15 protein-coding genes are annotated in these 14,646 nt (G+C 36.6%); 8 read left to right on the forward strand and 7 right to left on the reverse strand.

From position 1 onward, the window contains the following. Nucleotides 1–129 precede the first annotated feature (129 nt). The gene (locus AC3WR0_RS12670) at nucleotides 130–1,194 is read left to right on the forward strand and encodes a tellurite resistance/C4-dicarboxylate transporter family protein (protein WP_492552653.1); all 1,065 of its coding nucleotides are present in this window, start codon (nucleotides 130–132) and stop codon (nucleotides 1,192–1,194) included. Between the two features lie 133 nt (nucleotides 1,195–1,327). On the opposite strand, the gene AC3WR0_RS12675 is transcribed toward AC3WR0_RS12670, so the two are convergent. Next, nucleotides 1,328–2,602 (reverse strand): YeeE/YedE family protein, encoded by a 1,275-nt coding sequence (locus AC3WR0_RS12675; protein WP_492552654.1) that lies wholly within the window; start codon nucleotides 2,600–2,602, stop codon nucleotides 1,328–1,330. Nucleotides 2,603–2,687: 85 nt separating this feature from the next. Then, nucleotides 2,688–3,521: a hypothetical protein gene (locus AC3WR0_RS12680; RefSeq protein ID WP_492552655.1), complete on the reverse strand. Its 834-nt coding sequence runs from the start codon at nucleotides 3,519–3,521 to the stop codon at nucleotides 2,688–2,690. Between the two features lie 335 nt (nucleotides 3,522–3,856). Here AC3WR0_RS12680 and AC3WR0_RS12685 point away from each other — a divergent pair, with 335 nt between their 5' ends. The 4 genes from AC3WR0_RS12685 (at nucleotide 3,857) to AC3WR0_RS12700 (ending at nucleotide 7,938) form a co-directional block, all read left to right on the forward strand. Next, entirely contained in the window at nucleotides 3,857–4,048 is a 192-nt protein-coding gene (locus AC3WR0_RS12685; RefSeq protein ID WP_027323604.1) for a hypothetical protein, read from the forward strand. A gap of 244 nt (nucleotides 4,049–4,292) precedes the next feature. Next, the gene (locus tag AC3WR0_RS12690) at nucleotides 4,293–5,489 is read left to right on the forward strand and encodes a class I SAM-dependent rRNA methyltransferase (protein ID WP_492552656.1); all 1,197 of its coding nucleotides are present in this window, start codon (nucleotides 4,293–4,295) and stop codon (nucleotides 5,487–5,489) included. 362 nt (nucleotides 5,490–5,851) lie between these two features. Further along, on the forward strand, nucleotides 5,852–7,135 hold the full coding sequence (locus AC3WR0_RS12695) for a GntP family permease (RefSeq protein WP_492552657.1): 1,284 nt from the start codon (nucleotides 5,852–5,854) through the stop codon (nucleotides 7,133–7,135). 26 nt (nucleotides 7,136–7,161) lie between these two features. Next, the gene (locus tag AC3WR0_RS12700; RefSeq protein ID WP_492552715.1) at nucleotides 7,162–7,938 is read left to right on the forward strand and encodes a 3-hydroxybutyrate dehydrogenase; all 777 of its coding nucleotides are present in this window, start codon (nucleotides 7,162–7,164) and stop codon (nucleotides 7,936–7,938) included. A gap of 105 nt (nucleotides 7,939–8,043) precedes the next feature. Here the strand turns inward: AC3WR0_RS12700 and AC3WR0_RS12705 are convergent, their stop codons facing one another. From AC3WR0_RS12705 to AC3WR0_RS12720, 4 genes are all read right to left on the reverse strand, one after another. Then, a complete protein-coding gene (locus AC3WR0_RS12705) occupies nucleotides 8,044–8,583 on the reverse strand; it encodes an NAD(P)H-dependent oxidoreductase (RefSeq protein ID WP_492552658.1) in 540 nt (179 codons plus the stop codon). Between the two features lie 137 nt (nucleotides 8,584–8,720). After that, the gene (locus AC3WR0_RS12710) at nucleotides 8,721–9,257 is read right to left on the reverse strand and encodes an NAD(P)H-dependent oxidoreductase (RefSeq protein ID WP_492552659.1); all 537 of its coding nucleotides are present in this window, start codon (nucleotides 9,255–9,257) and stop codon (nucleotides 8,721–8,723) included. A gap of 93 nt (nucleotides 9,258–9,350) precedes the next feature. Then, complete coding sequence (locus tag AC3WR0_RS12715) at nucleotides 9,351–9,998, reverse strand: SDR family NAD(P)-dependent oxidoreductase (protein WP_492552660.1); 648 nt, start codon at nucleotides 9,996–9,998, stop codon at nucleotides 9,351–9,353. 171 nt (nucleotides 9,999–10,169) lie between these two features. Further along, nucleotides 10,170–10,592: a MarR family winged helix-turn-helix transcriptional regulator gene (locus AC3WR0_RS12720; RefSeq protein ID WP_492552661.1), complete on the reverse strand. Its 423-nt coding sequence runs from the start codon at nucleotides 10,590–10,592 to the stop codon at nucleotides 10,170–10,172. 896 nt (nucleotides 10,593–11,488) lie between these two features. On the opposite strand from AC3WR0_RS12720, the gene AC3WR0_RS12725 reads away from it, so the two are divergent. Both AC3WR0_RS12725 and AC3WR0_RS12730 read left to right on the forward strand, forming a co-directional pair. Continuing rightward, nucleotides 11,489–12,661, forward strand: a complete 1,173-nt coding sequence (locus AC3WR0_RS12725) for an Alp7A family actin-like protein (RefSeq protein WP_492552662.1) — start codon at nucleotides 11,489–11,491, stop codon at nucleotides 12,659–12,661. Nucleotides 12,662–12,675: 14 nt separating this feature from the next. Continuing rightward, nucleotides 12,676–13,281, forward strand: a complete 606-nt coding sequence (locus tag AC3WR0_RS12730; protein ID WP_492552663.1) for a hypothetical protein — start codon at nucleotides 12,676–12,678, stop codon at nucleotides 13,279–13,281. A gap of 90 nt (nucleotides 13,282–13,371) precedes the next feature. Here the strand turns inward: AC3WR0_RS12730 and AC3WR0_RS12735 are convergent, their stop codons facing one another. Then, entirely contained in the window at nucleotides 13,372–14,289 is a 918-nt protein-coding gene (locus AC3WR0_RS12735; protein ID WP_492552664.1) for a MerR family transcriptional regulator, read from the reverse strand. A 150-nt stretch (nucleotides 14,290–14,439) separates the two neighbouring features. On the opposite strand from AC3WR0_RS12735, the gene AC3WR0_RS12740 reads away from it, so the two are divergent. Beyond that, the gene (locus AC3WR0_RS12740; protein WP_492552665.1) at nucleotides 14,440–14,640 is read left to right on the forward strand and encodes a DUF378 domain-containing protein; all 201 of its coding nucleotides are present in this window, start codon (nucleotides 14,440–14,442) and stop codon (nucleotides 14,638–14,640) included. Nucleotides 14,641–14,646: the final 6 nt, after the last annotated feature.

Genomic DNA, 14,646 nt, shown 5'->3' on the forward strand with positions numbered 1-14,646 from the left:
AAACGTTAATATCTAACCAGTTTTATCCTCACGGAGCAACTTATAAACTGTGATAAAATAGGCATAGAGTTTGAAAAAATCTTTACTATTATTTTAGATAAATAAAAACTTATATTTAGGAGTGAGAAAGTGTTTTCCTTTTTAAAACAAAAAGCTGTAAATCTTTCTCCAGGATACTTTGCACTCGTGATGGCAACGGGGGCATTATCAATAGGAACCTTTCAGCTTGGAATGGAATTACTTCCAAAGATATTATTGTATATTAATATAATTGCTTATCTTTTATTATGGATACTTACTCTTATCCGTCTTTTTGGCTACTTTCCCAGGGTATTAGAGGATCTAACAAGCCATACAAAGGGACCAGGTTTTTTTACGTTAGTTGCAGGGACCTGTGTTCTTGGCAGTCAGCTAATTATTGTTGATAGAAACTATTCTGCAGCGATTTATTTATTGGTCCTTGCTGTACTTTTATGGCAAATTATTATGTATACTTTTTTTGCGGCCGTTACAGTAAGAAAGGATAAGCCGGCCATTGCAGATGGAATGAATGGGACATGGCTGATTGCAGTGGTGGCAACACAGTCCATTTCAATACTTGGCACGCTCGTATCATCCCATGTGGATGCTGGACGGGGAATAATCCTGTTTGTTACTTTATGCATGTACTTTCTTGGATGTATGTTATATATCAACATGATTACTCTTATTTTTTATCGTTTTACTTTTTTAAGACTTGAATACTCTGAACTTACGCCACCTTACTGGATTAATATGGGGGCAGTGGCCATTACCACACTGGCTGGTTCAACACTGATCTTAAATTCGCGGCTTTGGCCCTTACTTGTTGAAATTACGCCATTTTTAAAAGGGTTTACTTTATTCTTCTGGATCATGGGTACATGGTGGATCCCATTGTTATTTATACTTATGATTTGGCGTTATCTTTATCATCGTTATCCGCTTTCTTATGATTCGCAGCTTTGGGGAATGGTTTTCCCACTTTCGATGTACACAGCAGGCACCTTTCAGCTATCAAAGGCCTTAAACATTCCTTTTTTAATAGTAATTCCCCATATTATGGTCTATATCGCAATGGCAGCATGGATATGGGTATTCCTTGGATTCACCAAACATTTATTTGATAGTTTAAGAAACTCTTCAAAATCAATGGCTAAAAAAGAGAAATCATAAAAAGGAGACCATTAAAAAGGTCTCCTTCGTTTTTGCTATGCCTTTACCTCACTTAATAAGGCATTGTAGATATTAGCTAAAAAAGGCTTGCAGAGTTAACTTTCTGCAAGCCAAAATCCTAATTATTATTTCATTAACAGAATGTGTCTTTAGAAGATGGAACTTTCAATCCAAATAATGGGCGAATAAATAACGCTGCAAATGTTCCAAGCATCGCCATAATGGCCCAAACCCATCCGTGAAGACTAAAGGAAGAGATTCCGCTGAAATAGGCTCCTATGTTACAGCCGAATGCAAGGCGGGATCCATATCCCATCAATAATCCTCCAAGAATGGCCGCTCCAGCTACACCCAGCTTAATTTTTTTAGGTTTAAAAGTACCCTGGAAAGAAGCTGAAATAAAGGCTCCCAAGATGATTCCAAAGTTCATGACACTTGTAGAATCAGCTAAGACTGTGTTTTTAAGTGCCTGTCCATTAGGTCCAGCAAAATATCCCCAGCTGGAAACATCGACACCTGCTGCATTAAGGAATTTTCCACCCCATAGAGCAAAGGCTGAGGTTATTCCCCAAGGATTTCCGCGAACAGTAAGAACTAAAGCATTGAGTACTGCCAATACAATCGCAGCAGTGAATAATGGCCATGAACCACGTAAAACCTTTTTCCATCCTGTTGTTGTCGGAAGTGGTTTCATCATTGGCGGATTTTTCTTTTTAGCAATTTTTACAGTAACCCAGTAAATGGCGATGAACACTACCATTTGAAGGAGCCAGGCACCAAAATACCCCAGACCTGTTGTTTCAGCTAAAGAAATAGCTGGGAGAGTCGGAGTGTTATTCCAAAACGGAAGGTGATAAGCTCCAAGAGTTGAACCCGCAATAAAGGAGATAAGAGTAAAAATCATGGAAGATGAACCTCCACCTAAGCTATACAAGGTTCCTGAGGCGCAGCCATTTCCAAGCTGCATGCCTATTCCAAAAAGAAAGGCACCGAATATTACGCTGACACCAACAGGGGAAACGTAGCCCTTTGGTGCAATTCTGGTAAAGCTAAAACCGGTACTTAATATAATTGCAAATAATGTAGTTGAGACAGCAAACATAAGCATATGCGCTTGAAGCCCTTGGACATTTCCTACTGAAACAAGTCTGCGGAAAGCTGATGTGAAACCAAAGCGGGCATAAAGCAATGTTGCACCCAAAAGTAAACCTATAATGAATAAGCTGCCTTGTGTCCAATTGGATGAATGGACAATAGTAAATAATAGTATAAGAGATATCATAATCCCGACAGCTACCAATCCCTTTTGCATTGGGCTTAAGTTAGTTACAAAAGTGGTTGATTGGGATTTTTGATTTAATGGTTTAGTAGTACTTGCTACTGTTTGTGACAATTTATTTACCCCCATAACCGATAGATTTAGTATGAATTTATGACTTAACTATACTAATACAATTTTAATTAAAAGTAAAGGAGTAAGAACGTTCCAAATTTTAGGTTGCAAAAACAGGGTAAAAAGTTCGAATGCTTTTTCCATCAGGGCTTTTAATTAGTTCAAGCGTGTAAGTGGCACCGTTAATTATTGAGTCAACAGGAGCATTAGGCATAGCCCGAACAGTTCCTATTGCTAAAAGTCCCTCAGGGCTCAGGCCAACAAAGAATGCACATTTTTTCTTTAATACCTTTATAAAACGTCTTTTGGCAAAATCGTAAGCCTTTAAATGGCAGCCAATTGTAACTACAATGGGTGCTGCGGGATTTTGTTCCTGTTGATTGACAGCAGTATCTAGTTGTTTCTTATTATTTATAACATTACTATCTTCAAGCCAGTATTTATACCAAAAATGATGGCCTACCAGCTTTCTTCCTTTTTGTTCCCCAATAAAGACATGCTCAAAGCCAGATAAATCCTTGCCACTATCCCAATCAAATTGCCGAAACCATAGTTCGTAAAGAAGTGAATACCACTCGGAGGAAGTTAATTCAATTTGGTTATTGTCCTCAATAAGCTTTTTAGCTATTACCATTGGAGGAGAGCTTATGGCCATTAATAAAAAGTCTTCCACCTCCTTAGCTTCATTCTTTGTATTTTTTTCTTTACTTGTTTGATTTAGTGAAAAGTTATCCAGAAGCTTTTCGAACATAAGGTAGCTGCTTCTTTTTTTATCCGGTATATGTATATCTCTTAAAATAAAATGTTGAGAATGGCCGTCTTCCCTATCTATAACAACGAATCCTTTTGAAATATCACCTTTTTCATTAGGCAAGATTGACGGGATACCATTGCCTCTCATATCTGCGTCCCAAATAGCCTGGTAGATATTCATATCAGATCCTCCTTAATCACGCGCTGAACTTAATTAAAAATTAAGCCGATTTACTTTATATAGTAGTTAAAAACAATTAGTCTAAAGGTAATCCTTTTTATTTTGGCTGATATTAACCCTTTCATTCAGACGAGTAATAATGGTAAAGATTGTCCTGTATTTAATTAAAAGGTAAATTGAATGGTGATATCCTTCCTTGAACAGTATTATGAGCCCCTAATTCGGGTAGTATATCTTGGAGTTCAATGCTTAAGGGACTAATCGACGTTATTAATATAAATGAACTGGGGTCAAGGCTGAGATAAATTTGAAGTTGGAAGGGAGTTTGGTAAGTAATGAAATATGTACAAACACAAATGCAAAAGCTTGTTAAGGATAATAAAGAATTACAAAAGAGACTAAAAGAGATGATGAAAGAACATGAGCTGGAGAAAAGCTTTGCTCTAAAAGCGCTGTATCACGCAGAAGTGGCTGCAGGCGGAAAATTTCAGTCAGCATATCAAGCACTTGACTTGCCTAAAGGGTAAGTCGTTTTTTTTAGTACTCTTGTGTTAGCTAACTATAGTTGTACGTAACTTTCAATAAACGTAACATCTCTAATTTCTGGATCTGTGGTAGAGCCATTAGATTCTGGTGTATTTGCAACTAAATTCCTTCAAAAGGTATAATTAAGAGGAGTTATTGCAATAGATATTGCCCAGATCTATAAGGTTTTATAATAAATAGATTAGTTTTTCCGTTATGATCGGTGTCTTCAGAAGGGATGACAAGATGAATAGAGAAATTACGTTAAAGTTAAAAGGTAAGTTTGTAAATAAATATAAAAATGGTTATCCGCTCATTATGAAGGAAGCAATAATAAACCTAAACGATGCTTCTGAAGAGGGGGACATTGTCCAGCTTGTCGATGAAAAGAATCATTTTATAGCAAAAGGCTATTATGGCAAACAAAATAAAGGTTATGGATGGGTTCTCAGCAGAAAAGAAAAGGAACAAATCGACCAAGTTTTTTTTACTAATAAAATCAGAGATGCGATTGAGTTGAGGGAGCCGTTTTTTCAAAGCGAGGATACTAATGCCTTCCGGATTGTGAATGGCGAAGGTGATGGTTTGGGTGGGTTAACCATTGAATATTTTGATGGATACTATTTAATCAATTGGTACAGCAAAGGTATTTACGAGTTCCGAGACTATATTATAAATGCTTTGAAAGAGCTAACTGAATTTAAAGCCATATATCAAAAGAAAAGATTTGATGTCAGTGGAAAATATATCGAAGATGATGATTTTGTAACAGGAGAAAGAGGAGCTTTCCCGATTATTGTAAAAGAAAATGGTGTGAATTTTGCTGTTTATTTAAATGAAAGTGCCATGGTCGGTGTATTTTTAGATCAAAGGGATGTCAGAAAAAGAATCCGGGATGCTTATGCGAACGGTAAGAATGTTCTAAATACCTTTTCCTATACGGGTGCTTTTTCGGTGTTTGCTGCCTTGGGGGGCGCTGCAAAAACAACAAGCGTTGACTTAGCAAACCGAAGCCTAAGCAAAACCATAGAGCAGTTTAGCTTGAATGGAATCGATTATGAATCACAGGATATAAAAGTCCAGGATGTCTTCCATTACTTTAAATACGCAGTAAAACATCAGCTGAAATTTGATATGGTCATACTTGATCCGCCAAGCTTTGCCAGATCTAAAAAGATGGTATTTAGCGCGGAAAAGGACTATAAGAATCTTTTAATGGAAGCTATTGCTATTACTGAAGATCAAGGAATTATAGTAGCTTCCACCAATTCAAGTGCTTTTAATATGAGTAAATTTAGAGGCTTTATTGACCAGGCATTTAAGGAAACAAATAAAAGTTATAAGATAGTAGAAGAATTTTCTCTGCCGAAAGATTTTAAAACTATTAAAGAATTTCCGGAAGGCAGCTATCTGAAGGTTGCGTTTATAAGGAAAATGTCATAAGGAAAAAGTTACCCACATTTGAATAGTATTCCTCCTTTGGAAATACAGCCAAAAAGAAAGTCTTACTTATGGTAAGGCTTTTTCTATTTCCCAAAATCCCTAAAAATAGGAATGGCCTAAAAAATCCCGATGTCTCCGGTATGAAAATTTTATATTTGAAGATTGTATAAAACAAGTCAATAGGAGGATAACGATCTTTTAGTTTCCAACCTTTTTCCTATAGATATATTGAATACCTATTATAGAAATAATTCATTTTACTTATTTATTTAGTAGGAGTAAAATCGCCTTTGTTCCTTTTAAATGCGAGGGAACAACAAGGGATGGTAGGAAAAAAGCGGAATAGATTAGGGGGAAAGTGAATGCTAAGTATCGTGATAGGCTTAGTGCTGCTAATGGTTTTAGCCTATCTAGGTTGGTCGATTATATGGGTCGCTCCAATTGTAGCTGGAGTTGTAGCCTTACTAAGCGGCTTAGATTTAATGCATACCTATACAGACACCTATATGGGAGGATTCGTGGATTTCACGAAAAAGTGGTTCCCAATATTTTTACTAGGCGCTGTTTTTGGAAAATTAATGGAAGAAACAGGTGCAGCCAAGTCTGTTGCCTATCAAATCACCAAATTTATAGGAAAGAAACGTGCTATATTAGGGGTTTTGGTTTCCTCAGCCATTTTAACATATGGCGGAGTAAGTCTTTTCGTGGTGGTTTTCGCGATTTATCCTATTGCGATTGCTTTATTTAAAGAAGCAAATATTTCACGTACATTGATAGCACCGACCATTGTTTTAGGAGCCTTTACCTTTACGATGACGTCTATGCCAGGTACCCCACAAATACAAAATTTAATCCCAATGGCTTATTTCCATACAACACCAATGGCAGGTTCAATTATGGGAATAGCAGCGACGATTGTTATGGCTGTTGGAGGATATTTATGGCTTACCTTCCGAGAGAAAAGGATGACTAAAGCCGGGGTTACTTTTAAAGATATTGAAGGAATAGCAGAAAGCGATTCAGAAACTGAATCTATGCCAAACTGGATTTTATCTTTAATTCCACTGCTTCTAGTCGTTGTTTTACTTGATATTGTAAAGCTGGAACCAATTCCTTCTTTATTGGCAGGTATCATTGCCATTTTTATTATCAATGTTAAACAGTATAAAAAGTTTATTCCTTCCATTAATGAAGGCGGCAAGGGATCAGTTATGGCGATTATCAATACAAGCGCCGCAGTTGGTTTTGGTGCTGTTGTCACTGCTGTACCAGAGTTTAAACATATTACTGAAATGCTGTTAGGGATTTCCAGCAACCCACTTGTTTCAGAGTCATTAATAGTTCAGATTCTGGCAATGATTACCGGTTCTGCTTCAGGCGGAATGGGGATTGCTCTGCAGGCCTTGGGACATACTTATGCTGGTTTGGCGCATTCTACTGGAATTAATCCTGAAGCCTTCCACAGAATGGCTTCAATTGCTTCAGGGGCGTCTATTCTGCCTCATAATGGTGCATTGTTAACATTGCTTGCTGTTACAAAGGTAACACATAAGGATTGCTATAAAGATGTTTTTATGGTTGGTCTTGTTATTCCTACTATCTCAATGATTGTTGCAATAATCTTAGCAAGTATTGGCCTTATTTAATTTGAATTAAAGGAGAGATTTACATGTTGGTTGAAAATAAAGTTGTAGTTATTACAGGTTCTGCAAGCGGAATTGGTTACGAAATTGGAAAAACATTTGCTGAAAATGGAAGTAAAGTGGTTTTAACAGACTTAAATGCAGAAGGTGTAGAAACAGCTGCTGAAAATCTTCGCAGCCTTGGATACGAAGCAATTGGTCTAAAAGCAGATGTAACAAGTGAAGAAGATATTAAGAACATGATCGAGACTGCCCATAAAAAATATGGCCGTGTAGATGTATTGATTAATAATGCAGGCTTACAGCATGTATCTCCAATTGAAGAGTTTCCAACTGGTAAGTTCGAATTAATGATCAAAATCATGCTTACAGCACCATTCATTGCAACAAAATATGCTTTCCCTATCATGAAAGAACAAGGCTTCGGACGTATTATCAATGTTGCATCCATTAATGGACTAGTAGGATTTGCAGGAAAAGCTGCTTACAATAGTGCGAAACACGGCGTTATTGGCCTGACAAAAGTAGCTGCATTGGAAGCTGCACCGTTTGGCGTTACTGTTAATGCTATCTGCCCAGGATATGTTGATACACCACTTGTTCGTGGTCAGCTTCAGGATATTGCTAATACAAGAAACGTTGCTTTGGACAAAGTTCTTGAAGAAGTTATTTATCCATTGGTTCCACAAAAACGTTTATTAGATGTTAGTGAAATTGCTGATTATGCAATGTTCATTGCAAGTGATAAATCTAAGAGTGTAACAGGACAGGCTATTGTAATCGATGGCGGTTACACAGCACAATAAGTTTAAACTCAATCTATATTCTGTGGTAAATCGCCACAATTAAAAACCTCGGCATAGTTTTATGCCGAGGTTTTTGTTTATAAAGTATTAATTGCGAAGGGTAGTTTAGCGTCCTGCACGCAAATTTGGGTTAGTTACATAAGCAGCAAGGGTTTCTGCGCTTTCTTGAAGTCGTTCTTCAGTTAATGTCATCATTCCTTGTAAAAGGAATGAGGGCAGGAAATGCATACCGCATAGGTTTGCTGTTGCTTGGAATGGCCGGGTTAACTCACTCATGGAATATTGGTTGTAACCACCTGCCTGGTAAGCCTCAGCTGGACCGCCAGAGGAAATCACTAACATTAACTCTTTCCCTTGCAGTCTGGTTCCTTTTGAGCCGTAAGCAAAACCGTATGTTAAAACGACATCCTCCCACTGCTTTAATAAAGCAGGGGAGCTGTACCAATAGAATGGGAATTGCAGAACAATACGATCATGTTCCAATAATAGCTGCTGCTCTTTTTCTACATCGATTTCAAATGTTGGGTAATGTGCATATAGATTATGGACTGTTACATTTTCTTCTTGTTGAAGACGGTTCATCCACGTTTTATTTACTTTTGAGCGCTCCAGGTTTGGATGAGCAACGATGACTAAGGTTTTCATAAAAAAACACCTTTCTGGTTGAGTTGAGTTGAGTTATAACTTGTTTGTACATGCAATTAAATATTGATTTTAAATGAAAATATTTTTTTATTAAATGTATTTTTGAGAAAGAAATATCGCTCTTTCGTACTTTAAAATTAAGCTTCCATCAAGGAAGGCTGAAGAACGTAATCAACATATGCTTTGGCGTTATCTGTAAGCTCTGTATCTGAAACATGCATAACACCATTCAGCACGAATAATGGCATAAATCGAGTACCAATAAGATTGCTAGTTTGTTGTAAAGGAGTGGTTAAGGTCTCCATGGTAAAATGATTATACCCAGTCTGCTGATAAGAATTTGTTGGACCAAAGGTTGAAATCGCAAGGCCTAGTTCTTTCCCGTGAAGCTTGTCACCGCCTTCTCCATATGCCCATCCGTAGGAAAGAACTTCATCCTGCCATTGTTTCAGCAAAGGCGGTGTGCTGTACCAGTAGAAAGGGAATTGAAGAATAATACGGTCATGTGATGCTAACAGGCTTTGTTCGTGTTCTACGTTTATTTTTCCATCTGGATATGCTTGATAAAGAGTATGAAGTGTAATCTCTTCATGCTTTTGCAATTCCTCCATCCAGGCACGATTAATTCTCGATTGATCAAGATTAGGGTGAGTGATGATGACGAGTGTTTTCATAATTTAGTCTCCTTTTGAACTTCTTGAATAGTTTTCGATTCGTTTTTTCTTCCATACATCTAATTTCTGGCCGAAGTTATTAGTTATCCAATTTTACTTTTCTTCAAAGATAATTTCTGGTTCTGTTTGATTTTCAAACATGCTAAAAAACGAATTCGCAATATTTTCAGGGGAGAAATAGGTACCTGGTTTAACAAATCCTTTAATTGTTAATGTGCCAACATAAATACCTTGCTGATTCAACTCCTGATGCAAGCTGTATGCTAGACTGCGTAAACCTGCTTTTCCAATAGATAATGAAGAAAAATCAGCATATGGATAAAGTGCCAGCCCGCCGCCTGTTAAAAGGATAGTTCCTTTTTCCATATGAGGGACAACTTCTTTAACACTTGTTAGTGCTCCAGCAACGTTAATGTTAAAATCATTAATTAAATCATCTGCACTTAATTCTGTTGGTTTGCCTGCCTTTCCTGAAAACGCATTGTATAAGAGAACATCAACTTTTCCGTAAGTTTCAAAAACAGCTTCCATCGCTGCCTTTAAGGACTCTGCTGAGGATACATCTCCAGCAAATCCTTTTGCCTCAATTCCATCACTCTGCAGTTCTTTTTCATATTGCTGCAATGCTGTTAAACGACGTGCAATGAGAGCTACTTTAAAACCTTCCTTGCCAAATTTCCTGGCAGTACTTAGGCTAATGCCTGATCCTGCACCCACAATGAGTATTACTTTTTCTGACATGAATGGACCTCCTGCTTTCAATATTTGTATATACAAATGAAAAAACAAAAAAAATCAAATTAATTTTATAAAGATCATTGCCCTCCTAATCTCCTTGTTTGTACAAGCAACTATAAAGGAAAATCCTTTTAATGAATACATTTTTAATATTCATTAAAGGATAATGTACTACTATTTTTCAAGTTTAGAGCCTGCCTCATTGACTAATTTATTTAATGCTTTTCCTTCTTCTTCACCTAAAACATCCGAGTAAGCCCGATATAGAATTTTCCAGCCATCCTTTATATCTTTGAGAATAGCTTCTCCATTTTCAGTTGGAAAATTTAAAGATCTCTTACCCTCTGTTTTTCGCTCAATCAAACCTTTTTCGACGAGCTTATCAACAAATCGAGTAATAGTAGAAGGCTTCAAATGCAGAGCGTCTGCTAACTCTGACTGTGAGATGCCTGGCTTATCAATAACTAGCATCATTAAAAATGCATGAGTGGGAGATAAACCTGTTTTTTTAAAGGAATCTTCAGCCATTTTTGTAATGGCACGAGAAAGCTTATTGACTGTGAAATACAGGCAATTGTCAAAAAAGTCATCTATCATAATTAAAACCCCTTACGTTTTGCTTGTACATACAAATTACATCAATCCATACTTTTTGTCAAACAGGCATTAACAGCACTTTACAAAACAATCTTTTCTTAAAGACAAAAAAAGAAGGGGCAGGTTCTGAATCACTTGTTGAGGAACTGAATGACAGCAACGCAACTGTTACAACCCTATGCCCGGGTAATGTGTGCTTGAAAAAGGAGGATTAAATAAGGCAGGTTCTCTTTAGAGCAAAGCTTATGCCAAGAAGCCTGGCCGCCAAGCTTGCTAAGTATGGTGCAGGGGAAAACTAATATTTTGAACAAAAGTTGATAAATGAATTATAGAGCAAATGGCAATTGATGTATTCAGAGCGTGGATTCTTTAATTCTCTATTTTTGAATACTTCCCTTTTGATCTGAACCTTCTTCTTAGAGACTTACATTTTGGTGAGGTCTTTTTTTATTAATGGGATTGGGTATATGGTTAAAACTTCGATAGTAAATATCAAAACTAACTTTTTTATTTTATGAGAAAAAGAAAAGTAGGGAGCAACCCTCCTAATTCATACAATGCTCGATTGGTAGAAAAAAGAAAACAAACACTTGTTTACGAAATTGTATACACGTTTACGAAATGTAAACATCGTGTATACAATTAGGTTTACGTGTATACAAACATGTATACATCCCGTAAATACGCTATGTATACGGTTATGTAGACAATGTTTACAAAATTGTATACCATAACACTTTTTAGTTTACAAGGTGTTTACAGGTTTACATTTTTATTTCTTTTCACATAAGTTTATTGAAGTAACTAGTAAACTCCTATAACATTAAAATAGAAACAAATATACATAACCGCCAATAAACATAAATCTATTAATTGAAAAGGAAGGATGTATTTTTATGTCAAATACTAGAATTGCCGCTGTAGATGTTGGAAACGACTCAATTAAAGCTTTATTTGGAGAATTAGAGTACGAATTAAACATTCCTAACATTGTTGCGAGAGATACAGAAGATCGACCGGTTATTGGAATAGAAGAATTAGATAGTAAGAATCCACTGGATGGAATTCATATCAAGGTTCACTCCCCTGCCTTGAAAGAGAATAATGCTATTTATCGTGTGGGTAATTTGGCAACCAAGAGCAGCAATGCTACAGAATTAGATCCAGGCAGTGCGAAATCAGAAGAGGATCAGACATTGGTAATGCTTTTTGCTACTTTGGCATTAGACGCCGTCAAAGATGAAACATCAGAAATTTTTCCGCGTGCCAAAAATGTAATCGATGCAAACTACACCCTTGGAACAGGTCTTCCACTTCGAGAAGTAAAGGAAGGCAAGGATGCTGGATACCGCTCTAAATTGGTTGGTTCTGTCCATCAGGTAGAATTCCTTGTAACACCAAAGTATCAGGGATTAAAAGTAAATATTAAATTCAATGAAGTAAAGATTTATCCTGAAGGATTTGCTGCGTATATTAATCTTGTCATGGATAATCAATTGAAGATCATAAATAAGGATTTAATTGATAAAAGAATTTTAATTCAGGATATTGGCGGATTATCAACTGATATCGCCGTCATTAAAAACAGAAATGTGGATGATGATAAGGCACAAGGATTTAATCTAGGGGTTTCTGAATCGTTAGAGGCTATTAGAGAAGAAATCAGAACAAAACATGGGGTTGAATTAGACAGCCGCCGTGATGTGGTTGAAATTATAACACGTAAAAATGACCGCAATCATATTATGGTTAAAGGCAGCAGGACAAGCGTTCATGATATTACAGACCGCATTTTGCTAGAACTTGCTAAAAAAGAATATCGTTTATTACGCAATGTTTGGCAGAAAAACTCTCAAACCGAAATCTGCTACTTTGTTGGCGGCGGGGCGAATGTTCTAAAGGAATATCTTAAAACATTAAATAATAATTTAGATGGTTATAATATCGAATTCTTTGAAGATGAAAAAGAGAGTATTTGGATGATGGCTAACGCTTATTATAAGCTTATCACTGACTTTGTCAGGAAAACAGAAAAGCCAAAGGCAGTCAAAGAACCAGTAAAGAACTAATATAAGGTGATTATATGAAAAAGTCTGCCTCAATTGAGAGGGGCCAAGCCATTTCGTTTAGGGTTCCTTCTGATACACCGGATCATTTATTAAAGCATTTGCAAAAGCTAAAGGAAGTAGAAAGAAGGAACTTTTCCAGTAAGATTGCTGAGTTTGTGATGCAGGGAGTTGGCCATTCTTCTAAAAGGGAACGGGAAACCATTGCGATTCCCCTTCCCCATAAATTAAGTAAATCGCAACGAGACTGGTTAAAGCATGAACATTCAGAGGCGCTGCTTGGCAGCATTATTTACCAGCTCTTAACAGATCCCGTACGTGCTACTTCTTTACTAGCTTCTTTAAATAGCAGCTCATTGGATATAGATGAGGCCTTGTACCTCCAAGAAGATGTACCGATAGAAGAAGATTCTGTTATACCATCGGCTATTTCAGATAATGTGAATTCCTTAGAAGAAACAGCTTCTTCACAAGAATTAGATGACTTTGATGATGATTTGGATTCATTCGATTGGGAAAAAGCAAAACAAAACGAACCAGATATGGTGGAAGATGAAAATGAAGAGGAGGAAAATGACCTGGATAGTCTTTTAGGGGATTTTCTTTCTAAGATGAATAAGTAAAAAAACAAACAAAATTAAAGGACTACTTAGAGGTATTGTTAATAAACAACCTTTGAGTCAGTCCTTTTTTGTTTATTTTTTAATCAATCTTTATGACTGCTTATGATCGGGGTTACTGGATCTAGAAAGGAGAAAGGAGTAATACCAGTCATCCCAATCTAAATGGTTATCAAGAATCGTTGTTTTTGAAGGAGGTTCCTTGATATCTTTATGGCCTTTGCCGCCAAGTATAAAGGCTAAATCTAAATTTTCATGCTGGCACTTTTGTATCCACTTCATTAACGGCTTAACATGTTTTGAATGAGTAAGTGAAGCAGCAACAGCAGAGATATTCTTTAGTTTAATAAGATCTATTAAACCTTCATATGGTGTATTTGCCCCTAAATACATAACATCTAAGCCCCTTTTTTTCAAAAATAAGCTAAAGAGGAGGAGACCCATTTGGTGAGACTCACCTTCCGGGCAAAAAGCCACCACTTTTGGAAGCTGGGGATTAGTGGGCAAAATTCTAAAAAAATGTGTGACTCTTTGCATGATTAACTCGGTAGAGAAGTGTTCCTGTGCTACGGTAATTTTTCCGGATTCCCATTCAGTTCCAATCAGGTGAAGCACCGGCGTCAGTACTTTATGAAAAACATCTTCATAGGAGTAAAGGGAAAATGCCATATCAATGATTTGGTTGGCTTGGTTGGCATTTAAATTAACCAAGGCATGATAAAGCCTTTCTTTATCCTCCTTATAATTTGGGACAGATATATGTTCAAAAGGAGTAAGCGCAGGAAGTGATTTTGCATTATCATTTAATAACCGCGCAGCCTCACCTATTTTTAGTCCTCTTGTTTCTAATTGCTCCTTAAGCCATTTAAGCTTATCGATGTCTGTCTGACTATATAAACGATGGCCTCCATCGCTTCTTTGTGGAGTTATGATATGGTATCTGTTTTCCCAGGCCCGTATCGTAACGGTGGGAATACCCACCAATTCAGAAACCTTTTTAATGGTGTACATATCCTCTTCTCCTTTCAAAAATAATTATACACAAATTATACAAAAACATTAATTTTAAAAAAATATATTTAAATATTGCATTTTTTGTATAAGTTTTGTATATATAGTATATATAAAGTTATACAAAAACTATACAAAGGAGTGTTTAGAATGAAGACGTTAAATATTGTTTCCTTGGTATTATTAATTATTGGAGGATTGAATTGGCTATTGGTAGGGCTTTTTGAATGGGATTTAGTGGGGGGACTCTTTGGCGGGATGGACAGTGTCCTGTCGAAAATCATCTATATTCTTGTAGGGTTAGCAGCTATCTACAGCTTGCGCCTAATTCCTAAAATGAATAAAGAATAGATTAGT

It is taken from the genome of Neobacillus sp. FW104-15D2 (genome assembly GCF_058790155.1).

Excerpts from the sequence above, each read along its gene's own strand:
- AC3WR0_RS12685 (WP_027323604.1), top strand. The coding sequence starts at position 3,857 with ATGAAATATGTACAAACACAAATGCAAAAGCTTGTTAAGGATAATAAA.
- AC3WR0_RS12735 (WP_492552664.1), bottom strand. The coding sequence starts at position 14,289 with ATGTACACCATTAAAAAGGTTTCTGAATTGGTGGGTATTCCCACCGTT.
- AC3WR0_RS12690 (WP_492552656.1), top strand. The coding sequence starts at position 4,293 with ATGAATAGAGAAATTACGTTAAAGTTAAAAGGTAAGTTTGTAAATAAA.
- AC3WR0_RS12730 (WP_492552663.1), top strand. The coding sequence starts at position 12,676 with ATGAAAAAGTCTGCCTCAATTGAGAGGGGCCAAGCCATTTCGTTTAGG.
- AC3WR0_RS12695 (WP_492552657.1), top strand. The coding sequence starts at position 5,852 with ATGCTAAGTATCGTGATAGGCTTAGTGCTGCTAATGGTTTTAGCCTAT.
- AC3WR0_RS12725 (WP_492552662.1), top strand. The coding sequence starts at position 11,489 with ATGTCAAATACTAGAATTGCCGCTGTAGATGTTGGAAACGACTCAATT.
- AC3WR0_RS12710 (WP_492552659.1), bottom strand. The coding sequence starts at position 9,257 with ATGAAAACACTCGTCATCATCACTCACCCTAATCTTGATCAATCGAGA.
- AC3WR0_RS12705 (WP_492552658.1), bottom strand. The coding sequence starts at position 8,583 with ATGAAAACCTTAGTCATCGTTGCTCATCCAAACCTGGAGCGCTCAAAA.
- AC3WR0_RS12720 (WP_492552661.1), bottom strand. The coding sequence starts at position 10,592 with ATGATAGATGACTTTTTTGACAATTGCCTGTATTTCACAGTCAATAAG.
- AC3WR0_RS12740 (WP_492552665.1), top strand. The coding sequence starts at position 14,440 with ATGAAGACGTTAAATATTGTTTCCTTGGTATTATTAATTATTGGAGGA.
- AC3WR0_RS12680 (WP_492552655.1), bottom strand. The coding sequence starts at position 3,521 with ATGAATATCTACCAGGCTATTTGGGACGCAGATATGAGAGGCAATGGT.
- AC3WR0_RS12675 (WP_492552654.1), bottom strand. The coding sequence starts at position 2,602 with ATGGGGGTAAATAAATTGTCACAAACAGTAGCAAGTACTACTAAACCA.
- AC3WR0_RS12715 (WP_492552660.1), bottom strand. The coding sequence starts at position 9,998 with ATGTCAGAAAAAGTAATACTCATTGTGGGTGCAGGATCAGGCATTAGC.